This is a genomic window from Rickettsia helvetica (assembly GCF_963970025.1).
Taxonomy (GTDB): domain Bacteria; phylum Pseudomonadota; class Alphaproteobacteria; order Rickettsiales; family Rickettsiaceae; genus Rickettsia; species Rickettsia helvetica.
On sequence record NZ_OZ018776.1, the window covers coordinates 924,738 to 944,733 of the forward strand.

The window sequence follows — 19,996 nt, forward strand, 5'->3', positions numbered from 1 at the left end:
AGATAACCTCTAAAAGAAAAATTTTTTAACAGATTTCTAAATATGATAAAAAAAATAGCTGCCGGCCTCATAATTTGTTTCTCATTATTGTTATTTATAATTTTTGGTGCATTATCGTTTGTTAACTATAATTTGGTTACTAATAATTTTACCAGTCATTTAGGAATTGCGAAAGAAAATATCAGAAAAATAAAGATGAATAAATTTCCTTTGCCCTATTTAGTTATTGAGACGATAAGGGAAGAAGGAAAGTTAGATTTAGAGCAGATTAGAATTCATTTTTCGTTGTGGTCACTTATAAAATTTAATCCTAAAATTAATAAAATAGACATATTAGATGCTAAATTTTATTCAAATTCTAATGTATTAAATATTTATAATCATGAAGAGTTAATAAAGAATTTCTTTAAATATAAATTACAAAATATAAATCTAAATGTTACTAATCTAAGTATTATTACTAAACAAGATTATTCTATTTTAAATTTTAATAATTGTATATTAAAAAAAGAAAATGCTTTATCGTCTAATTACATATTTAAAACTACAAGTAACTATATAGGTAAAATTTCAGGTTCAATTAATAAACGTGACGATACAGTAGATTTTAGTCTTAATATTGATAATAATGATTATGGTTTTAAGTTATTGCAAATTTACAAAGATTTTAAGCTTACTAGCGGTAGCGGTGAATATCAGATTAAAAATTTAGCATCGGTAATGTATAATATATTACCGGATTTAAACCATCTTTTTAATAAATTTAATCAAAATGAGGCAATAAACATTAAATTTAATATTTCAAATAATGAAGATGAAATAGAGCTAAAAGACATAGTAATAGCATCGTCTTTTATTACAGGTAATGGATTTGTTAACATTGCTAAAAATGATAATATTACTACTAATGTGAAACTAGATTTTCCTAAAATAGATCTAAGTTCGTTAATTTCTCCAAATGCAGGGGTAACATTTAATACTTCTTATTCAAATATTAGATTTATTTTTGCCGATAAATTACTTAAAGCAGACGTGGCAATTAACGAAATAATTTTAAGTAATAATGAAGCACTAGAAAAAATAGTCTTTTCTTCTAACTTATCAAAGGGTACTTTAAAGATACATGAATTTTCAGGTAATATTAAGTCAGGTGGAGAATTTAAGCTTACAGGTAATGTAACACAGAATGCTGTTAGAAGTATGTTCGATGGACAGCTATATTTAAAACACAACGATATAAATTCGTTACTGAATATTTTAGGATTTAACGATGTTACTATTAAAGAAGCTATTCCTTTTAGCTTGTCGTCAGATTTAAAACTCACTTTAATAGATTTATTTTTTAAAAATTTATTACTTAAAACGGATAATTTAAATTTATCAGGAAATTTTTCTAGTAAATTTATTGCTCAAACACCTCGTTTAGATGCTACGCTTAATATATCTTCGCTTGACTTAAGCAGTAGGACGTATCCAATAATTTCGCCGCTTATCGAATTTACAAAAAATTTAACTAAAGATATGAAAGCTTTAGATTATCCAAGTAAATTTATTCCTATTAGAATAATAGGATATTTAGCTAATTTAGATATTTTGATAGATAGCATTAAGTATGATGATCATGTATTTGACAAAATAAATTTGCTTGCTAAAATCGTACCGGCTAATATAAAAATTAGTAATTTAGATTTTAAAACTGCTAACAGCTATTTATCAACTAGCTGGAACTTGGATGCCTCGAGTGTATTACCGTCTCTGACCGTAGAAATTAAGGACGGTAATCTTACTACTGATTTATTATCACCGGCAGGAATGCTTAATTTAAGAAATAAATTAATAAATGATTATAGTTTAGATAAAGCTACATTGCAATTTTACGGGACATTATCAACATTATCACAAAATGATTTAATATTGAAAAATGTTAAATTTTATGTAGCAAATAATAATAATCTATTACAATTTAATAATATTGAAGCAGAATTATTAGGCGGTAAGTTTCAAGGTAGCGGCAATATTTTATTGGAACCTTATTCTATAAATTTCGTATATGCTTTAAATACAATAGATTTAGACAAAGTTTCGGCTTTTATGCCTAAAATATTTACTGCAAGTAGCGGAGAAGTAAGTATAAGCGGTAGTTTAGGGACTAACGGTAACACTCTTCAAAGCCAGCTATATAACCTTACTACAAAATCACAATTTGCTATAAACAATATAGATGTTAATAATTTTGCAATGGATTCTTTTATAGAAAAAATTAATACAGCTGATTATAAGGTACAAAATTTAGATAAAGATATAAATAGTGCTATAACCACAGGACAAGAAAATATTAGAGGCATAAGCGGTGATATTGAACTACAAAAAGGTATTGCCCTTTTAAAGAAAGTAAAATTTGCAACACAATATAGTAGCGGTGCGGCCTCTTTTGCAGTTAATATATATAGTTTTGATATGGATGCATCTAGTATTTTATCATTTTATGTACCGGCAAGGCTTGTTAAGTTAAATACCTCAAATACGAGTTCCGATAAAGATAGTTTGGCACATCTTAATATAAAAATGCAAGGGAGTATTTTTGCTCCTAAGAAAACTTTTGATAGTAGTGAGCTAAAAAAATTACTTATACCACAAACAACTGAAGACAAAATTACTACAGATAACCATTGAAAAATAAAAATAAATGACTAATACTAAAACTTTAGAAGAAAATATTAGCTTTGAAGAAGCTTTAAAAGAGCTTGAGGAAATTGTTAAAAAAATAGATAACGGACAAGAGAGTCTAGAGACGGCAGTTAATAGCTTTGAAAGAGGTATTTTACTTAAGAATCATTGTGAGAAAAAACTAAAAGAAGCTCGGTTAAAAATTGAAAAAATTACTAAACTTGCTGATTCTAAGGTGATCTTAGAAGAGACAGAAGTGTAGTGTTGACACTGCCTACTAACTATAGATTTGTCATTGCAAGCGGGGATTGTTGTGTGGATCGGTAAAACCCACTATGTCACCCCGTGGCTTGACCACGGGGTCCAGAAATATAACTTAAAATACTAATAATTTTAGTATTTTTTACTGGATCCCGCGATCAAGTCGCGGGATGACAGAGGTGCAACCCGTCCACGCAACAACGCCAATGCCCTGCAGGAATGACATAACATAAAAATTACAATGCTTATGGTTAATCATATAATTGACTTCATCTATACCGTTCCTAATATTGTTTTATTCCTCATAATAAATATTATTTTGATGAGTTTTTGTGCGGGATGTTTATATTTAACAAATACATTATTCCTAATAATTTTCAAAAAGAAGAGCTTGGAAGTCTTGGCGGGTTTTTATCGGGTGTAGTCGGTAGTATGTATGCGGTATCAACCGGTTTTGTATTAATTTATTTACTCGGTAATTTTAATAAAGCACAAGAAGGGGTGGTAGCAGAATCTATAGTGTTGATGAGGCTTGCAGATAGTGTAGATTGGCTTCCCCATGAAATGAGACTTGCAATTTATCTAGATATTAAAAATTATATCAAAGATATAATACAGCGTGAATGGCAATTAATGAAAGACGGCAAGAAAATCGGTCATGAAGCTCTTAGTTTCCTCCAAGATATTAATAGCGACTACAAGCTTATAAAGTAAATGATCAAATGCAGATATTCATTAAAAAAGAAATAATTAAAGAGATAAAAGAGCTTTATACCGTGAGGTACAATAGAGTTAAAATGTCTTATTTTCCTTTGAATATCCAATATTGGATAGTTATATTTATAATGACTATTATTCATTTAATTTTTGTCTGTATGCTTGGTACTAAACTTTATCTACATAAGATTTCGGTTGGTTTAGTTTGTATTACTTCATCATCAATGCTTTTTTATTATTTATATTAGATAAACCTTTTCGAGGTCCTTTTGCCGTTAATCAATATGATCTTATTAAGGCTATACATTATATTGAGAGATTAAATTAGTGATATCTGTAACAACATAACGCCATAATTTATCCGTACCTTTAGTAATACCGATGCGGGTAGTATTAGAGTAGGGGAGTTTTAAGCCGATATCGCCGACAAAAAATTTGTTGTTATTTATAAGATCGCATTTATTATGAGAAATATTAATTCCAAGATATTTACATAATTTACCCGGACCATTGAGGTATAGATTTCCAGGCGAAATAACATGTATGCCTCTTATTAAGGTCGCAGCAGGGAAGCCTTCGGCTTCAGTTATGAAATTTACACAGTAATACATTCCATAAATTAAATAGACATAGCTAAAGCCTGCAGGACCAAACATTACATCCGTTCTTTTGGTCCGCCCTCTTGCTGCATGGCAAGCAGGATCATCCTGACCTATATAACTTTCAGTTTCAGTGATTATAGCGGCTTTACCTTGGAAATAAAGAGCTTTACCGATTAACTCAGTGCTTACTAAGTTAGTATCTCTTGCAAAAAATTCACGAGGTAAAGGGATTAATTTATTCATGTTTTTGAAAAAAAATATTTAAATTCTTATGCCATTTTGTAGGAGTAAATCCGGTAATTTCATATTCAGCTATATTATTTATATAAAAAGGATCTTGTTTTAATATATCTTTAAGCTGACTTAGTTTTTCTATATTAGCTAAAATAATACCACCAATTCTTGGATGTATAGGACCTGATAAAATAAAACATCCCTTATCATAACATTTATCTAAAAATTTTCTATGTTCCGTAATAAATTTTTCAACGGAAGAAAGGTCTAAGCCTAAGGTATATTTAAGATTTACAATAAACATAATTTATATTTTTTTATTAAGTGGTTTAGAATTTTTTATAGAGGTTGGAACGGTATCATATCCGCCGTTGCAAAACGGTTGGCATTTGATGATTCTTTTAAAAGCAAGCCATAGTCCTTTTAGACTACCATGTAATGTTATAGCCTCTTTAGCATATTCTGAACAAGTGGGGCGAAATCGGCAATTATTGCCAAGTAGCGGGGAAATGAAATATTGATAGAACTTTATTATTAATAAGAGTATTTTACTCATTTTGCAGCTTATCTATAATAGTTTCCATTTTTTCTTGAGTTAGATCTTCATAATAATCGTCATTAATTTGTACGACCGGAGCGTTAACGCATGCTCCTAAACATTCTATCTCGCTTAAAGTAAACTTTTGATCTTCAGTAGTTTCTTTGAGTTTTACACCTAATTTCTTTTCGCAAATCTTCATTATATCATCACTACCACGCAGCCAGCAAGGGGTAGTAGTACATACTTGAATATGATATTTACCGACGGGCTTTAAGTTAAACATAGTATAAAATGTTGCAACTTCATAAGCCCGCATATAAGGCATTTCTAACATATTTGCGACATATTCGATAGCAGGCACAGGCAGCCAACCGCCGTTTTGACGTTGTGCTAGATCAAGCAACGGCAATATTGCACTTCTTTTACCCTCCGGCGGATATTTCTTTATAATCTCTTCTGCTAGATTTAAATTTTTCTTATCAAATGTAAAATTTGTACTCATATATCTCTTATATTATTCCTGCATGGATCGTTTTCATCGTCATTGTGAGAAGAAATTACGTAGTAATTCGACGAAGCAATCTCGGACTAAAATCCTGAGATTGCCACGCTCCTTGCAGTCACTCGCAATGACAGTTTGGTATCCATACAACAATGCCTGCTCGCAATAACGAATCACCGGTCAATCTCACCAAATACAATATCAAGCGTAGCTATAATAGTAATAACATCTGACATTAAATGACCTTTAGACATAAAATCTAGTCCTTGCAAATGAGCAAAGCCCGGGGCTTTAATGCGGCATCTATAAGGTCTATTATTGCCTGTTGAATATAAATATATGCCAAATTCACCCTTAGGAGCCTCCACTGCTTTATAAGTCTCACCGGCAGGAACGTTATAACCTTCAGTATAAAGCTTAAAGTGATGAATCATTGCTTCCATAGATTCTTTCATTGTGGCTCTTGTCGGCGGTGTTAATTTAGGATCATCGGTTTTAACTGCACCTTTCGGCATTTTTTCTATACATTGCTTGATTATCTTGATTGATTCGTACATTTCAAGCATACGAACGAAATACCTGTCGTAACAATCGCCGTTTTTACCGATCGGTACTTCAAAGTCTATTTCATCATAAACGTCATAAGGGTTTGACTTGCGTAAATCCCAAACTATACCCGAACCTCTAAGCATCGGTCCTGAAAACCCCCAGTCCATTGCCTCTTTTTGAGACACAACACCGATATCTACTAAACGTTGTTTCCATAACCTATTTTCATTTAATAGACTTTCAATATCCTGAAGTTTAGGAGGAAACTGCTCTATAAACTTATCTATATCCTCAAGTAAACCATCAGGTAAATCTTCTGCAACTCCGCCGGGTCTGAAGTAGTTTGAATGCATACGAGAGCCGGAAACACGCTCGTAAAATTCCATGATCTTTTCTCGCTCTTCAAAGAGCCATAATAAAGGAGTAGTAGCACCGATATCTAAAGCTTGGCTGCCGATATTCAAAGTATGGTTCAAAATTCTTGTTAGTTCTGAGAATAGTACCCTGATAAACTGAGCTCTTCGTGGGACTTTACATTCTAATAACGACTCAACAGCTAAAGCAAATGCATGTTCCTGGCACATTGGCGAAACATAATCAAGGCGATCAAAATAAGGTATAGCCTGCAAATATGTTTTATGCTCAATAAGTTTTTCCGTACCACGATGAAGTAACCCAATATGAGGATCGGCATTATTTACTACTTCCCCGTCCATTTCAAGGATTAATCTTAAAACTCCGTGAGTTGCCGGATGCTGCGGACCAAGATTGAGAGTTATAGTTTTGGTGTTGTTAGTCATAGTATCCGTCATTGCGAGGAGCCGTAGGCGACGCGGCAATCCAGTTGTTAAATAATTTCATCATATAAATCTTTCCAATTTACATTCATTTGCTCAATTAAATTAAGCTTTTTTGCTCTTGAGCCTGATTTAATTTGTTTTTCTCTAGCTATTGCAGAATCCATAGTTTCATGAATTTCATAAAATACTAGTATTTTACAATCATATTTTTTACTAAACCCATTAGTTGTATTATTTTTGTGTTCATATATACGTTTGACAAGATTAGAAGTTACTCCTACGTAAATCGTACCGTTTCGTTTATTAGCAATTAAATATATACAGTTGGTTGTTTCATAATTTTTTCTGGATTGCCGCACTCCTTGCAGTCGCTTGTTACTTCCTAGCCTTCTCATCCCCAGGCAATACGTAAGTCGGGCTATGCCAGTGTGAGCTAAAATCAAACTCACGATATTCTATGTCTAAATCGACCGGTTCATAAGCTACTTTCTTTAATTTTTCATCATATTTAACTTGCGTATAACCGGTTAACGGGAAATCTTTACGTAATGGATGCCCCTCAAATTCATAATCGGTTAGTATTCGTCTTTTATCGTCATTGCCATCAAAAATTACCCCGTACATATCGTAAACTTCACGCTCATACCAGCAAGCAGCACTAAATATATTCATTGCCGAAGGTATAGTTTCTTTTTCAGATATATCTATTTTTATTATTAAACGCTTATTTAATTTTAAGCTTAGTAAGTTATATACTACTTCAAATCTTTTATCTCTTTCAGGAAAATCAGAACCGAATAAATCAGTAAGTACAGTAAAACGTAATTTTTCCGATTCTTTTAAAGCTTTTAAAAACAGTAATAAAAAATTCGGCTCGATTTTATAAGCTAGGTAATCTTTAACCGTGACCGGAGTTATTAAGATGCTAGATTTAGCAGTAAGCTTTTCAATGAGTTTGTCTAGCGTCATACTTAAAACCTGTAGTGCGTTTAATTTTTTTCTGTAGCTGCATAAGTCCGTAAATTAATGCTTCAGCAGTAGGAGGACAGCCAGGGACATATACGTCAACCGGTACGATTCTATCACAGCCACGCACTACCGAATAGGAAAAGTGGTAATAGCCGCCGCCATTAGCACAGCTACCCATTGAAAGCACCCATTTAGGCTCAGCCATCTGATCATATACTTTACGTAGAGCCGGTGCCATTTTATTAGTAAGCGTTCCTGCAACTATCATAAGATCGGACTGTCTTGGACTGGGTCTAAATAACATACCGAAGCGATCCATATCATATCTACTTGCTGCTGCCTGCATCATCTCAACAGCACAACAAGCAAGCCCAAAAGTCATAGGCCATAAGGAATTAGCTCTCGCCCAGCCTATAACATCATCAACTTTAGTTAATAAAAACCCTCTATTAGAAAGCTCACTGTTTAATAATTCATCTTCTTGATAAAAATTATTTTTCATATTACTACCAGTCTAAAGCTCCTGTCTTCCATTCATACACAAAACCTATAATAAGTACGAATAAGAAAAACATCATTGAGAAAAAGCCTATTTTACCTATCATATTAAGGCTAATAGCCCAAGGCACTAAAAATGCAATTTCAAGGTCAAAGATAATAAATAAAATAGCAACTAAGTAAAAACGTATGTCAAATTTTGATCTTGCATCGCTAAAAGGCTCAAAACCGCACTCATAAGGCTCTAGCTTATCTTTATTATATTTCTTTGTCGATAATAGGTTAGGTAGAATCATTATTAAACCGGAAATCAATACCGCAATACCGAAAAATATAGCAATCGGTAGATATTCCTGTAAAAGTTCTGAGTTTTGTAGCATATGTTTTTTATTAGTTTTCGTCATTGCGAGGAAAATTACGAAGTAATTCGATGAAGCAATCTCAGGATATTTGACGAGATTGCCACGCAGCCTACGGCTGCTCGCAATGACATAGGTTTAATGACACTATATTTATCTATATTTACCTCAAATAGCATCAATTATCAACGACAATATCAGGTTTAACTAGTAACTTCATTAAAACTAGTACCCAAATACCGCTTGATATCCACCATATTTGCCAAATATTATATGAAATCATGCCGATAATATAGTAATTGATAAAACATGCATAAGAAGCTGACCTAAAATTATTATTCTTTATATTATCAATTTGTTTTAAGTATTTATAGATTAAGCTTAAAAATAATATTAGCCCTATTATACCGAGTTCAAGAGTAATTTGTAATATATTATTATGAGGATGAAGTGGTAAAGGATGCCATTTTTCTCCGTTGTAATCGATCATTTCACTATCATTGACTTTGATATATTTAGAAGAAGCAAAGCCATAGCCTAAAATCGGCTTTTCAATGATTTTGTTTGCGACAAAATGCCAAATAAATAAACGATGAGCAGCCGATGCTTGAGTTGTTAAATATCTTTCAGATAAATCTCGTGGTTCTATTTGTTTGGCTATAACAGGAAATAGTAACGAGCCGGTAATTAAACTTATTGCGATTAATTTGAAAAATATCGGCTTCATAAATCTTGTTAAAATAAATATTATTCCGCCTATACCGAAGCCTAAAAAACTTGCTAAACTATCGGAAATACTTAATAAATAAAGCACTAATATATATAGCATTAATGCATGTCGTTTTTTACCGTTAGAGAGTAAAATTATAACCGCTACCCAAACAGTAATTGAAAGTAAAGCACAGCCCCGATCTAACATATATAAGCCAAAACTAGCTTTGAATATTCTTGTTAAAAATCCATGAGAAGAATATTCGATGAAGAATAATAATATTGCTGTGAGAATTCCGAATATTAAGGCTTTTTTAAGCTGTAAGCGATTTTGAAAAGGAGCAGAATTACTCACTGCAAAGCCAAGAAATAAGAGTATGAAAACTTGAGTAAAAGTAGCTAAGCTATTAATAGGATGAATTGTGAATAAACAAGATATAAAGCACCAAGTAGTGAATAATAGTTCAGTTTTTATCGTCATTGCGAGGAAAAACTGTAAGTTTTGACGAAGCAATCTCAAGAGTCCTGTTGTATGAGATTGCCACGCTCCTTTTAGTCGCTCGCAATGACGATTGATACCCTGCAGAAATAACATTAACAAAAAAATTGTAACAGTAGTTGCAACCGATAAGCCCGTAAGCATACCAAGACTTGGAATTAAAAATATTAAGCTAGTGATTAAATACTGCATCTAAAAACAATCTTTAGCAAAAATTTCGTAGATTGGGTGTTCAAACGTTGAAAGTGAAATGCTTGAAGAAATCATCCACCCTTGGAAAAGTAAATTAGGATCTTCGTCTATTTTATATTCCGTTATGGTCATCAACAAATAATTATCTTCATTATACGGATCAAGATTTTTTATACATTTATGTAATTTGATTTTTATATTACTGAAATATTTTTCTTCTCCAACTTTAAAATTAATTTCTTCAGAAGTAGCAGTAATTTTATTTAGAGCAATAATTTTACCATTTGTATAATTCTTAAATTCAGAACTATTATTAATATTATCGTTTGGATTTAAAATAGGATGATTTTCATCAAGAGGGATAAATACGTCATTTTCAATATCTTCGGTTGTAGTAACCGACTCTAAATTTTCTGCGAATATAGGAAAATTAATGCATATAGTAATGATAAAAATAATTTTTAGTAATTTCATAAATAAACATATTATTTTTCAAAATTATATACTATAGGGGATTAATGGCAATGATAATTTATGATAAGGTTTTAATGTCATTGCGAGCGACTGCAAGGAGCGTGGCAATCTTGGGAGAATTCCTGAGATTGCTTCGTTGAAACTTATAGTTTCTTCTCGCAATGACGAATAAAGTAAACAATATGATCCACTCTAAAGAACTCTTAAATTCTATTTTACGACAGGATTTTCACAGTTTTATAATTAAGGTATTTAATACTATTAACCCAGGAACGGAGTATTATCCAAGTAAACATATAAGAATAATTACTGATTATTTAAATGCTGTACAAAGCGGTGAGATTAATCGTTTAATAATCAATATACCGCCAAGGAGTTTAAAATCTATTTGTGTTAGTGGCCTGCTTATCTACTTGGGGATGATCCTACCAAAAGGATTATGGCTGCCAGCTATTCTCAAATACTTAGCATTAAACACTCACTAGATTGTCGGTTTATTTTAAATTCTGATTGGTATAAGGAACTTTTTCCAAGTACTATCCTTAGTAAAACCCATAATCAAAAAAGTAAATTTTTAACGACTGCTAACGGCTTTAGATTTGCAACATCGGTTGGAGGATCAGCAACAGGTGAGGGAGGGATATCTTAATTATTGATGATCCTCATAATCCTACGCAAATTCATTCTTATAAAATACGCAAGAAAGTTATAGATTGGTTTGAGCAAACTTTTGTTAACAGACTAAATAATCGTAATAAGGGAGCGATAGTTTTAGTTATGCAGTGCGTCTTCATATGGATGATTTATCCGGTTATCTACAATAATAGCAATTCATGGCATCATTTAAAAATTCCGGCAATTGCTCCTCAAGACTATTCTTTTAAATTAACAGCTAATAACAGAGAAAAAGAATATAGCTATTTTAGCGGTGAGATTTTAGATAGCTATAAAGAACCTTTTGATTACTTAATGAAATTAGAGCAGGAAGTAGGTAACTATAATTATAATGCTCAATATTTGCAAGAACCTATAGCTACAGGGTCATCGCTACTTAATGTGGAAGATATTAGTTTTTATGAAAATTTACCTTCAAGATTTGATTATTTTGTGTAAAGCTGGGATACAGCAATTAAGATTTCCGAAGATTCCGATTATAGTGTTTGCACTATATGGGGGATTCTTGAGCAGAAATATTATCTAGTATCATTAGTACGGAAAAAAATTAATTATCCTGAGCTTAAGAATTTGACGGAAAAATTAGCAAACGAGTATAAACCGAGATTTATCTTAATAGAAGATAAAGCAAGCGGTCAACAATTGATTCAAGATATAGGGTTTTTAGGCGATAATATTAGAGTGATCGGGATTAAGCCAAGACTTGATAAAGTTACAAGATTTGCCTCGGTAGTCCCTTTATTGCAATCAGGTAGTGTTTTAATACCCAAGCAATCAAGCATAATTTTAAAGGAATTACTGAATTTTCCTCATATTAAAAATGACGATATAGTAGATTCAGTTAGCCAGTTCCTGAATTTTATGAAGGATAAATCGCTAAAACAGCCCGCAAGGATTAGGAGTTTAATATAAAAATAGTTGCTTTTTTGTATGGATGTTGGTAGTATTGTTGCAGTTTAGTAGTGGCTTTAAAAACGTCATTGCGAGGCAAGGCGAAGCCTTGACGTGGCAATCTCAGGAATTGTATGCTGCTTCATGAGATTGCCACGCTCCTTACAGTCGTTCGCAATGACGATAGACACCATAAAAACAACCTAGGCTGGGTAGCAAAGTGGTAATGCCGTGGACTGCAAATCCTCTATTCGTCGGTTCGATTCCGACCCTGGCCTCCATTATAGAAATTAAAAAATCTTATGGAATTTATTGCGCAATTCCTAGAAATGCTTTTAGCCGAGCGAGCATTATCAAAAAATTCCATACTTAGCTATAAGCGTGACTTATTCGATTTTCAAAATTATCTTGCTAAACAAAAAATATCAGAATTAAATACCACTACGGAAAATATTAGAGATTGGATTGAGTATTTAGCGGGTAATGATTTGCAAGCTCGTTCTATCAATCGAAAAATCTCAACTATAAAAAGTTATTACGAATTTTTAATTAGCGAAAACCATACCGCTTTTAATCCGGTTCTTAACATAGATTTACCGAAATATCAAAATAAACTTCCCGAAATATTGTCTATAGATCAAATTAAATCGCTACTTGAATATTGCTCCAAAGACGTTACGCCGGAAGGGATCAGACTTAATGCGATGATTCATTTGCTTTATGCCAGCGGTCTTAGAGTCTCGGAGCTTGTTAGTCTTAAGCTTGCTGATATTCTGACTAATAAAACGTCTAAAGGAGAAGTAAGAAAAATATTTTCGGTACTCGGTAAAGGTAATAAGGAAAGAGTCATAGTAATAAACGAGCAGGCAGTTGTCAGTATTGCTAAATATCTTGCAGTTAGAGATGTTTTTGTGAATAAAGCTAAACCAAAAAATCTAATTTATTTATTTCCCTCATCAGCTTTAGCGGGTTATATGACTAGGCAAAATTTTGCGATTCTGTTAAAATCTACCGCCCTTTATGCAGGACTTAACCCTGAGCATATTTCTCCGCATATATTACGTCACAGTTTTGCAAGTCATTTGCTTGAGGGCGGAGCAGATTTAAGAGTTATTCAAGAACTACTCGGTCATGCTGATATATCCACTACCCAAATATATACTCATCTTCAAACTAATCATCTAAAAAAAGCATTATTGCATCACCCCCTCAATAAAAATTAATTTATCTTAATCTTTTATAAAGTGCTTGTTAATATTTTTTAACTAAATATAATGTACCTTTTTAATTTAAGGAATAAATTATATGAAGTTAAAAGAAATTATGATCTCTTGTATTCGTAAACCTAGAGAAATTAAAAAAGAATATCCTAGATTAGATCAAAAGAAAGAAGCAGGATTCAATGTTGATTCTGGGTTAGGATACAAAAATCAAGCAGTAGAATCTAGCAACTATTATGAGTTAATTAAAAAAATTCAACAAGGAGAAATAACTTTAGAGGTGCTAGAAAATTTAAGGAAATTAAAAGTAGATGATAAAAAATCTTTTCTAGCAGATGTAGAACAGATGGTATCTAACAATAGGTTACATAAGCTTAATGAAAAAATAATGGAACATGCTTTAGATTTAGTTGATTCTAAAGATTCAGCTTTTTTACTTCGTAGAACAAAAGAGGATAGTATATTTCGAGATCTAATATATTTAGAAGCAAAAGGAAACAAGTTTACTGTAGAAATTGATAAAAAAGGAACTTTGAAAATTAACTTTCCTAACGGGGTACTTGAGCTTTACAAGCTATTAATTGATAATTTTTATTTGAAAAAATTTGGAGAAGAGGAATTGCAGAAAAAATTATATCAAGAATTATTACCTGATTTCAAAATTCCTTTTGAAAAACTAATTGAAGAAGAGGAATTGCAGAGAAAATTATATCAAGAATTATTACCTGATTTCAAAATTCCTTTTGAAAAACTAAATTTTTTTGAGAGTTGTATTGAATGCTTAAAAGAATTTTATATTAAAAATAGTTTAGCACTAAGCATAATGGGTTTATTTGTAAGTAGAGATATTAAAGAACATGCTGTATGTGAAGAATTACTTGAATTAGATATATTTAAAAAATTATTTGAGGAAAAAATGGCATTATACGGAACTTCTGCTGATTCTAAATTATTAGTGGTGGATTATGTATTAAATGATGTACAAGGTGTTTATATTAATAATTTAGTAGCTTCAAATATTTTAGATTTAGTAATGCATAGTCAATCAAATAATGAAACAATAGAATCAATAGAAATTCTAGGAAATAGCGAATGCCTAGTATGACTTTCTAGGTACTATCTTAAAGTTTTGATTATAACATATAGTAAAAACATCTAGAAGTTAATTTAATCTATAATTAATATTTAAATAATTATAGGTTAGATTAATACTAAATATGGCTACAAAAAATAAAAAAGAAATAGTGAATACTGAAGCAAAAAATTTAGTAAATTTAGTTATCAAAGAAATAGGTAACGAAAATTTTGATTTTGGTGTTGTGCAAAAGATGCAGCAGGCTTTTAGTACTGCAAGTAAGCAAAAACAAAGAGAAGCTTTTATAAGTTTTTTAGATAAAAAGCTTAATAAAGAGCAATTACATAAACTCAATCAAGCAATAATGGAAAATGCAAATGAATTCATGCCGGATAATGATCCTAATTTTGTTTGTCGTACTCCTAATAATAAAGTTTTTCAAGAAATATTATTATTGGAAGCAAAACGCTCAGGTATGAAAGCAAAATTTAATGCTAAAGGGGAATTACAATCTCTTGATATAAAAGATATAACACAGGAAATATTAGATCATTATCGTATTTTACAAGAAAAATTTTATCCCAAAAGAGATCCTAAAGATTTAGTAGATAGTAGAATAGCCCAAAGTGTTAATTTTTTATTATATACTCCACTTTTCCAAGGGGGGATCAGAGATATATACAAAATTAGGTTTAAAATGTGCTGAGATAGAGCGAAAAATACAAGATCCTAACGGTAAGTATGTTAAACAATTAATAGATGCTAAAATAGGAACCAATATACATTTTAATACCAAAGAAAATTTAGAAAATAAAGCAAATGAAGGAAAAGAGACTAAGATATCTTCAATAATTGAAAAAGCAATAACAACACTTGAGAAAGACAAAAAGGTAAATATTGAAGATAAGAGACGAGGAGAAATAAAAAGGCATTTATCTAAATCCTTAGAAGGAGCTTCTGATTATATATTAACATTCAAAAAAAATGATTTAGTAGATTAATATATCACGGATTACATAAAAGACAAACTTGGTGGTCAAAGATTGTTAATTATATAGGTACAAAATCATATTCCATTTCTAAAGAAAATCTTAAGAAAATAGGAAAAATAATAAATAGTGAAATTAAAAATTCTCATACTCCTTTAAAGATAGAAGTACAAGAACAGTTAAAATAAATCTCAAAAGAGTTAAATAGATTAAATAATCTGGCACATTGCCGTCAGAGGTTAAAAAGGCTCAGGCAAAATCTAAACACCTCAAAAAAAGAAGTCATACTAAGGGGTAATTTTATTACGCGGTTTTGTATGTCATTCCTGCGAAAGCAGGAATCCAGAAAAAAATAACCTTAATATTGATATAAATATTACGTTACATATTTGAAAAAATAAACCTATAAAAAACTTCTTGTTTTTTATAGGTTTTACTGGATTCCCGCTTTCACGGGAAGGCATTGTTGCGTGGATACCAAATCGTCATTGCGAGCAGCCATAGGCTGCGTGGCAATCCAAAAAAAATAATAAAAAAATGCTAAATTTAGCATTTTTTACTGGATTGCTTCGTCAATTACTCCGTAATTTTCCTCGCAATGACGAAAACTGGTCCACGTAACAATGCCTCACGGGAATGATATCAATTCCTACAATAATTTATTGCTTCCCATAATATTATAACCGCAATCTACATAATGAATTTCACCGGTAACACCTTTAGATAAATTACTAAATAAATATACTGCTGCTCCTCCTACATCTTCTTGGGTAGTATTACGTTTTAACGGTGCGGTTGCAGCGTGAGATTTAAGCATAGTACTAAAATCACCTATTGCACTAGATGCTAAAGTTTTGATAGGTCCTGCCGAAATAGCATTTACTCTAATATTATTTTCTCCCAAATCGTTTGCTAGATATTTTACACTAACCTCAAGTGCAGCTTTAGAAATCCCCATTACATTATAATTAGGTATAACTTTTTCAGCACCGTAGTAAGTTAATGTCACAATGCTTCCGCCGTCATGCATTAAGGCTTCTGCGGATCTTGAGAGTTCTAAAAGAGAGTAACATGATATATGTAAAGAATTATGAAAATTTTCTAAGCTAGTATCAACATAACGTCCTTTTAATTCATTTTTATCGGCAAAAGCCATACCGTGAAGTAAGAAATCGAAACTACCCCATTTTTCTTTTATATCATCAAATAAATTACTAATTGATTTTGGATGCGTAACATCAAGTTCGCTAACAAAATTACAACCTATTTCCTCAGCAAGCGGTTTAACTCGTTTTTCTAGTACTTCCGATTGATAAGTAAACCATAGTTCGGCACCGTGTTTTTTAGCAAGCTGTGCAATCGCCCACGATATTGACATATTATTTGCAATACCTGTAATTAAGCCTTTTGTTCCTTGTAGTAACCCTGTAGTCATTTATTTACTCATTATATTAAAACTTGCTGAAATGATAGCATGATGTATTATTTTGTAAACAAATAATCGATAAAAATGTATAAACCTAAAATCATGTGTTTACTGCTAGGTATGTTAAGCGGTTTAGTTTTTGCTCCGACTTTCTTTATACCGGCATTATTAACGTTATCTTACTTATGTTATATAGTTCAAAAATCCGAAAATTGGCAAGAAGCTGCAAAATTTGGTTATTTATTCGGTTTTGGGCATTTTTTAAGTGGAATATATTGGATAAGTATCGGTGTTAGCGTTTATATTATAGATTTTTGGTGGGCAATTCCTTTTGCGTTATTTGGACTACCTATAGTTTTAGCTTTCTTTATATCTGCAAGTTGCACGCTTAGTTTTTTTGCTAAAAATAATAAATATTACCAATTTATATTCTGTTTATGTTGGGTATTATTTGAGTGGGTACGTTCATGGATTTTTACCGGTCTTCCTTGGAATTTGATCGGTTATGCTTTTTCGTTTTCAGATATTTTAATACAGCCTTTAAGTATAATAGGGATATATGGGCTTAGTTTTATAGTTATATATATTGCCACTTCCGCTTATCCTTTATTTAGCAAGCAATTTACTCAGTTAAAAATATTACTAGCTAGTTCAGTCCTAGTATTAACCGTAATTGTCATTTACGGAGCAGTAAGGCTAAGTAATAACCATACAAATTTCACTGATATAAAAGTGCGATTAGTGCAGCCTTCGATCCCTCAAACCGAAAAATGGAATGAAGAAGAATTTTGGCATAATTTAATGCTACATATTAATTTATCGGAAAATTCGGAACCTACCGATTTAATTATTTGGTCTGAAGCAGCATTAGTAGTACCTGATGATATACCGCAAGTTAAATCAGAATTATTAAAAATGCTAAATTCTACAAATGCTATTTTGATAACAGGAGGGATCTCGGATAATAAAAAACAAGGTGATGAGTTTGAACTTTACTCAGCTATGTATGCTCTTGATAAAAATGATCATAAATTATTTGAATACCATAAATCACATTTAGTACCTTTCGGTGAGTATATGCCTCTTAAAAAGATACTACCGTTTAAAAAATTAACTCACGGTTTAATTGATTATAAAGAAGGAGACGGAGGGCTTGTTTATCTTGAAAAATATAACCTTAAAATTAAACCTTTAATTTGTTATGAATCTATTTTTCCTGATTTTGTACAGACGAATAATGAAATAGCCGATGTAATAATTAATATTACAAATGATGCATGGTATGGTAAATCAAGCGGTCCATATCAGCATTTTCATATTAGTAGAAGTAGAGCTGTAGAGAACGGTTTACCTATGATTAGAGTAGCGAATAACGGTATTTCAGCTATAGTAGATCCTTTTGGCAGAACAATAAAAAAACTAAATCTAAATGAAATAAATTATACCCAAGGTTTAATTCCTAAAAAACTAATCTCTCCTACTATATTCTCGCAATTCAGTAATTTTACTATTCTATTACTCATCGTTTTTATACTTTTAATTAATTATTTATTAGCCTTGATTCTTGATAACTAAAGGGTTTTAGCATTATTATATTAAGTTTTTAATAAAGTTACTTGATTAAATATAAAGTAATATATATACTACATTTAAAATTGAATAGACTTTATAATAATTAATTTATAATAATTTAAGCTTATTGTTAAAATGAATGATTCAATAAAACATCCGGACAAACTCGCAAGTGAACGTTTAAAAGAACGACGTCTTGCTGTAGATATTAGCCAAAAAGAATTAGGGCAAGCTTTAGACATTAGTGCTCTCCAAGTTAAAAAATATGAAGAAGGTTTAAGTAATATACCTATAAGTAGGTTATATGTTTTTGCAAAAGTTTTAAATACGCCTTTAAAATATTTCTTTAATAGTTCTGAAGAAGAAAAGTTAAAAACTGACGATGAAAATACTTCTAATAATAAAATTGAATATCTATTCAAAGAAATAGAAAGTGATTTCTTAAATAATATTGCTGAAGAAGAAGGGCAATATGAAAATGACGTCTCTTTTGATTATAAAGAATTATCAAGGACTATGGAAAGAGAACTTTTATCGTTAACTAGAGCATTTACTAGAGTACAAAATCCAAATATTAGAAAAATAATAATTGAACTTGTCAGATCAGTATCGATACCTTGTGAATAATATTTAAATTTTCATTGACTTAGCATTGCCAAAGTATTAACCCTTGTTAAGGTTTAGTAAATTCTGAACCATTAACAATTATTAAATATATTGGAGGAAATTTATGAGTAAAAGTAAAGCTATAGAAAATAACGGTATTAGTAATACAAATAGTCCAAACGGTAAATATATGGCTCCAAGACCGGAAGGAGTAAAACCTACCTGTGTAGTAATTACTTAATTCTGTAAGCAAGGATATTAAGTCTGCTCGTGAAGTATTGGATGAGCGAGGTGCAAGTGTTCATTACATAATTGATAAGGATGGGACTCAAAAAGAATATCATAATGATTTAACAGATCAAGCTTTTTATGCCGGTAAGAGTATTTGGAAAGGAGAAATAGGTGTTAATAAGTTTTTGATATTGGGAATATGCTTATTAATGATGCAAAAAGTGATTTTCCTGAAGAGCAAATAGGGCAATTATGTAAATTCCTTAAGGATATAAAATTAAGATATCCAGATTTAGATTTAAAACATGATTTAGTCGGTCTTGGTGAAGTAACTGTAAACCGAGAAGGAAATGCTCATATAGCTCCTGTATCCATATTGAGGTTATTTTTCTGGATTCCCACCTACGCGGTAATGACATCGAGTGGGTTTTTCAAGCCGTGCAACAACTTTATGCAATATTTAAACGCCGTATTCCGATCATTGCTTCCGATGAAGGTTCGGTAATTAGCGGGGCGCGACTATTGCTGTAGGAGTGCAAGAAAAGCAAATAGGCGTAGAAGCAGGTTTAATGGCAAAAAAAATCTTGCAAGGAATAGAACCGAAAAATATTCCATTTGGAGATATGAAAGCCTTAACTTTATTTGTTAATCTTAGATCTTTTGTTAAACAAGATATTCTTACTAAAGAAAATTTATCCGTAATTCCTTTTATTCGTAAAGAACTTGAAGAGTAGTA

Annotated in this window: 21 protein-coding genes, 1 tRNA gene and 5 pseudogenes; 14 read left to right on the forward strand and 13 right to left on the reverse strand. The window is 31.3% G+C overall.

Annotated features, from left to right (window positions below; all coding sequences use genetic code 11):
• Window positions 1-42: 42 nt before the first annotated feature.
• Window positions 43-2,673, forward strand: a complete 2,631-nt coding sequence (locus tag AB1146_RS05530; protein ID WP_010423348.1) for an AsmA-like C-terminal region-containing protein — start codon at window positions 43-45, stop codon at window positions 2,671-2,673.
• Between the two features lie 13 nt (window positions 2,674-2,686).
• A complete protein-coding gene (locus AB1146_RS05535; RefSeq protein WP_010423346.1) occupies window positions 2,687-2,929 on the forward strand; it encodes an exodeoxyribonuclease VII small subunit in 243 nt (80 codons plus the stop codon).
• 74 nt (window positions 2,930-3,003) lie between these two features.
• Here the strand turns inward: AB1146_RS05535 and AB1146_RS08590 are convergent.
• Window positions 3,004-3,187 (reverse strand): annotated as a pseudogene (locus tag AB1146_RS08590) (hypothetical protein); the annotation flags it as partial.
• Between the two features lie 63 nt (window positions 3,188-3,250).
• On the opposite strand from AB1146_RS08590, the pseudogene AB1146_RS05540 reads away from it, so the two are divergent.
• Window positions 3,251-3,973, forward strand: a pseudogene (locus tag AB1146_RS05540) (hypothetical protein).
• On the opposite strand, the gene AB1146_RS05545 reads toward AB1146_RS05540, so the two are convergent.
• From AB1146_RS05545 to AB1146_RS05595, 11 genes are all read right to left on the reverse strand, one after another.
• A complete protein-coding gene (locus AB1146_RS05545; protein ID WP_010423344.1) occupies window positions 3,945-4,490 on the reverse strand; it encodes a DNA-3-methyladenine glycosylase in 546 nt (181 codons plus the stop codon). The pseudogene AB1146_RS05540 and the gene AB1146_RS05545 sit on opposite strands and share 29 nt — an antisense overlap.
• Window positions 4,483-4,785, reverse strand: a complete 303-nt coding sequence (locus tag AB1146_RS05550; RefSeq protein ID WP_010423341.1) for a YciI family protein — start codon at window positions 4,783-4,785, stop codon at window positions 4,483-4,485. The genes AB1146_RS05545 and AB1146_RS05550 overlap by 8 nt, the downstream gene beginning before the upstream one ends.
• A gap of 3 nt (window positions 4,786-4,788) precedes the next feature.
• Window positions 4,789-5,037: a membrane protein insertion efficiency factor YidD gene (gene yidD / locus AB1146_RS05555; RefSeq protein WP_010423340.1), complete on the reverse strand. Its 249-nt coding sequence runs from the start codon at window positions 5,035-5,037 to the stop codon at window positions 4,789-4,791.
• Entirely contained in the window at window positions 5,030-5,524 is a 495-nt protein-coding gene (gene nuoE / locus AB1146_RS05560; RefSeq protein ID WP_010423339.1) for an NADH-quinone oxidoreductase subunit NuoE, read from the reverse strand. Before nuoE ends, yidD begins: the two co-directional genes overlap by 8 nt.
• Before the next feature lie 173 nt (window positions 5,525-5,697).
• Complete coding sequence (gene nuoD, locus AB1146_RS05565) at window positions 5,698-6,873, reverse strand: NADH dehydrogenase (quinone) subunit D (protein WP_029374810.1); 1,176 nt, start codon at window positions 6,871-6,873, stop codon at window positions 5,698-5,700.
• A gap of 47 nt (window positions 6,874-6,920) precedes the next feature.
• Window positions 6,921-7,268 carry a GIY-YIG nuclease family protein gene (locus AB1146_RS05570; RefSeq protein WP_156790186.1) on the reverse strand — a complete coding sequence of 116 codons (348 nt, stop codon included), beginning with the start codon at window positions 7,266-7,268 and terminating at the stop codon, window positions 6,921-6,923.
• Window positions 7,249-7,842 (reverse strand): NADH-quinone oxidoreductase subunit C, encoded by a 594-nt coding sequence (locus AB1146_RS05575; protein WP_010423336.1) that lies wholly within the window; start codon window positions 7,840-7,842, stop codon window positions 7,249-7,251. Before AB1146_RS05575 ends, AB1146_RS05570 begins: the two co-directional genes overlap by 20 nt.
• Complete coding sequence (locus AB1146_RS05580; protein ID WP_010423334.1) at window positions 7,820-8,344, reverse strand: NuoB/complex I 20 kDa subunit family protein; 525 nt, start codon at window positions 8,342-8,344, stop codon at window positions 7,820-7,822. The genes AB1146_RS05575 and AB1146_RS05580 overlap by 23 nt, the downstream gene beginning before the upstream one ends.
• A 4-nt stretch (window positions 8,345-8,348) precedes the next feature.
• Window positions 8,349-8,720 carry an NADH-quinone oxidoreductase subunit A gene (locus AB1146_RS05585; protein WP_010423332.1) on the reverse strand — a complete coding sequence of 124 codons (372 nt, stop codon included), beginning with the start codon at window positions 8,718-8,720 and terminating at the stop codon, window positions 8,349-8,351.
• A 157-nt stretch (window positions 8,721-8,877) separates the two neighbouring features.
• On the reverse strand, window positions 8,878-10,101 hold the full coding sequence (locus AB1146_RS05590) for an O-antigen ligase family protein (protein ID WP_010423330.1): 1,224 nt from the start codon (window positions 10,099-10,101) through the stop codon (window positions 8,878-8,880).
• A complete protein-coding gene (locus AB1146_RS05595; protein ID WP_010423328.1) occupies window positions 10,102-10,575 on the reverse strand; it encodes a DUF2155 domain-containing protein in 474 nt (157 codons plus the stop codon).
• Window positions 10,576-10,736: 161 nt separating this feature from the next.
• Here AB1146_RS05595 and AB1146_RS05600 point away from each other — a divergent pair, with 161 nt between their 5' ends.
• The 7 genes and pseudogenes from AB1146_RS05600 to AB1146_RS05630 all read left to right on the forward strand — a co-directional run bounded on the left by AB1146_RS05600 (window position 10,737) and on the right by AB1146_RS05630 (window position 15,723).
• Window positions 10,737-11,060 (forward strand): hypothetical protein, encoded by a 324-nt coding sequence (locus AB1146_RS05600; RefSeq protein WP_355403706.1) that lies wholly within the window; start codon window positions 10,737-10,739, stop codon window positions 11,058-11,060.
• Window positions 11,061-11,373: 313 nt separating this feature from the next.
• A complete protein-coding gene (locus tag AB1146_RS05605) occupies window positions 11,374-11,688 on the forward strand; it encodes a hypothetical protein (protein ID WP_355403709.1) in 315 nt (104 codons plus the stop codon).
• 63 nt (window positions 11,689-11,751) lie between these two features.
• The gene (gene terL / locus AB1146_RS05610; RefSeq protein ID WP_232203711.1) at window positions 11,752-12,162 is read left to right on the forward strand and encodes a phage terminase large subunit; all 411 of its coding nucleotides are present in this window, start codon (window positions 11,752-11,754) and stop codon (window positions 12,160-12,162) included.
• 185 nt (window positions 12,163-12,347) lie between these two features.
• A tRNA-Cys gene (locus AB1146_RS05615) sits at window positions 12,348-12,422 on the forward strand.
• A gap of 21 nt (window positions 12,423-12,443) precedes the next feature.
• On the forward strand, window positions 12,444-13,364 hold the full coding sequence (gene xerD / locus AB1146_RS05620; RefSeq protein WP_010423326.1) for a site-specific tyrosine recombinase XerD: 921 nt from the start codon (window positions 12,444-12,446) through the stop codon (window positions 13,362-13,364).
• Between the two features lie 82 nt (window positions 13,365-13,446).
• Window positions 13,447-14,466, forward strand: a complete 1,020-nt coding sequence (locus AB1146_RS05625) for a DUF5410 family protein (RefSeq protein ID WP_010423324.1) — start codon at window positions 13,447-13,449, stop codon at window positions 14,464-14,466.
• Window positions 14,467-14,578: 112 nt separating this feature from the next.
• Window positions 14,579-15,723, forward strand: a pseudogene (locus AB1146_RS05630) (DUF5410 family protein).
• Between the two features lie 351 nt (window positions 15,724-16,074).
• Here the strand turns inward: AB1146_RS05630 and fabI are convergent.
• On the reverse strand, window positions 16,075-16,860 hold the full coding sequence (gene fabI, locus AB1146_RS05635; RefSeq protein WP_010423322.1) for an enoyl-ACP reductase FabI: 786 nt from the start codon (window positions 16,858-16,860) through the stop codon (window positions 16,075-16,077).
• 75 nt (window positions 16,861-16,935) lie between these two features.
• On the opposite strand from fabI, the gene lnt reads away from it, so the two are divergent.
• The 4 genes and pseudogenes from lnt to AB1146_RS05655 all read left to right on the forward strand — a co-directional run.
• Entirely contained in the window at window positions 16,936-18,426 is a 1,491-nt protein-coding gene (gene lnt / locus AB1146_RS05640) for an apolipoprotein N-acyltransferase (protein ID WP_355403714.1), read from the forward strand.
• A gap of 132 nt (window positions 18,427-18,558) precedes the next feature.
• Window positions 18,559-19,050 carry a helix-turn-helix domain-containing protein gene (locus tag AB1146_RS05645; protein ID WP_010423320.1) on the forward strand — a complete coding sequence of 164 codons (492 nt, stop codon included), beginning with the start codon at window positions 18,559-18,561 and terminating at the stop codon, window positions 19,048-19,050.
• Between the two features lie 103 nt (window positions 19,051-19,153).
• Window positions 19,154-19,633: pseudogene (locus AB1146_RS05650) on the forward strand (N-acetylmuramoyl-L-alanine amidase); the annotation flags it as partial.
• An 86-nt stretch (window positions 19,634-19,719) separates the two neighbouring features.
• A pseudogene (locus tag AB1146_RS05655) lies at window positions 19,720-19,994 on the forward strand (ABC transporter substrate binding protein); the annotation flags it as partial.
• Window positions 19,995-19,996: the final 2 nt, after the last annotated feature.

What these genes read in the sequence shown, in the direction of transcription:
- AB1146_RS05530 (WP_010423348.1), top strand. Translation starts at nt 43, where the DNA reads ATGATAAAAAAAATAGCTGCCGGCCTCATAATTTGTTTCTCATTATTG.
- AB1146_RS05535 (WP_010423346.1), top strand. Translation starts at nt 2,687, where the DNA reads ATGACTAATACTAAAACTTTAGAAGAAAATATTAGCTTTGAAGAAGCT.
- AB1146_RS05545 (WP_010423344.1), bottom strand. Translation starts at nt 4,490, where the DNA reads ATGAATAAATTAATCCCTTTACCTCGTGAATTTTTTGCAAGAGATACT.
- AB1146_RS05550 (WP_010423341.1), bottom strand. Translation starts at nt 4,785, where the DNA reads ATGTTTATTGTAAATCTTAAATATACCTTAGGCTTAGACCTTTCTTCC.
- yidD (WP_010423340.1), bottom strand. Translation starts at nt 5,037, where the DNA reads ATGAGTAAAATACTCTTATTAATAATAAAGTTCTATCAATATTTCATT.
- nuoE (WP_010423339.1), bottom strand. Translation starts at nt 5,524, where the DNA reads ATGAGTACAAATTTTACATTTGATAAGAAAAATTTAAATCTAGCAGAA.
- nuoD (WP_029374810.1), bottom strand. Translation starts at nt 6,873, where the DNA reads ATGACTAACAACACCAAAACTATAACTCTCAATCTTGGTCCGCAGCAT.
- AB1146_RS05570 (WP_156790186.1), bottom strand. Translation starts at nt 7,268, where the DNA reads ATGAGAAGGCTAGGAAGTAACAAGCGACTGCAAGGAGTGCGGCAATCC.
- AB1146_RS05575 (WP_010423336.1), bottom strand. Translation starts at nt 7,842, where the DNA reads ATGACGCTAGACAAACTCATTGAAAAGCTTACTGCTAAATCTAGCATC.
- AB1146_RS05580 (WP_010423334.1), bottom strand. Translation starts at nt 8,344, where the DNA reads ATGAAAAATAATTTTTATCAAGAAGATGAATTATTAAACAGTGAGCTT.
- AB1146_RS05585 (WP_010423332.1), bottom strand. Translation starts at nt 8,720, where the DNA reads ATGCTACAAAACTCAGAACTTTTACAGGAATATCTACCGATTGCTATA.
- AB1146_RS05590 (WP_010423330.1), bottom strand. Translation starts at nt 10,101, where the DNA reads ATGCAGTATTTAATCACTAGCTTAATATTTTTAATTCCAAGTCTTGGT.
- AB1146_RS05595 (WP_010423328.1), bottom strand. Translation starts at nt 10,575, where the DNA reads ATGAAATTACTAAAAATTATTTTTATCATTACTATATGCATTAATTTT.
- AB1146_RS05600 (WP_355403706.1), top strand. Translation starts at nt 10,737, where the DNA reads ATGACGAATAAAGTAAACAATATGATCCACTCTAAAGAACTCTTAAAT.
- AB1146_RS05605 (WP_355403709.1), top strand. Translation starts at nt 11,374, where the DNA reads ATGATTTATCCGGTTATCTACAATAATAGCAATTCATGGCATCATTTA.
- xerD (WP_010423326.1), top strand. Translation starts at nt 12,444, where the DNA reads ATGGAATTTATTGCGCAATTCCTAGAAATGCTTTTAGCCGAGCGAGCA.
- AB1146_RS05625 (WP_010423324.1), top strand. Translation starts at nt 13,447, where the DNA reads ATGAAGTTAAAAGAAATTATGATCTCTTGTATTCGTAAACCTAGAGAA.
- fabI (WP_010423322.1), bottom strand. Translation starts at nt 16,860, where the DNA reads ATGACTACAGGGTTACTACAAGGAACAAAAGGCTTAATTACAGGTATT.
- lnt (WP_355403714.1), top strand. Translation starts at nt 16,936, where the DNA reads ATGTATAAACCTAAAATCATGTGTTTACTGCTAGGTATGTTAAGCGGT.
- AB1146_RS05645 (WP_010423320.1), top strand. Translation starts at nt 18,559, where the DNA reads ATGAATGATTCAATAAAACATCCGGACAAACTCGCAAGTGAACGTTTA.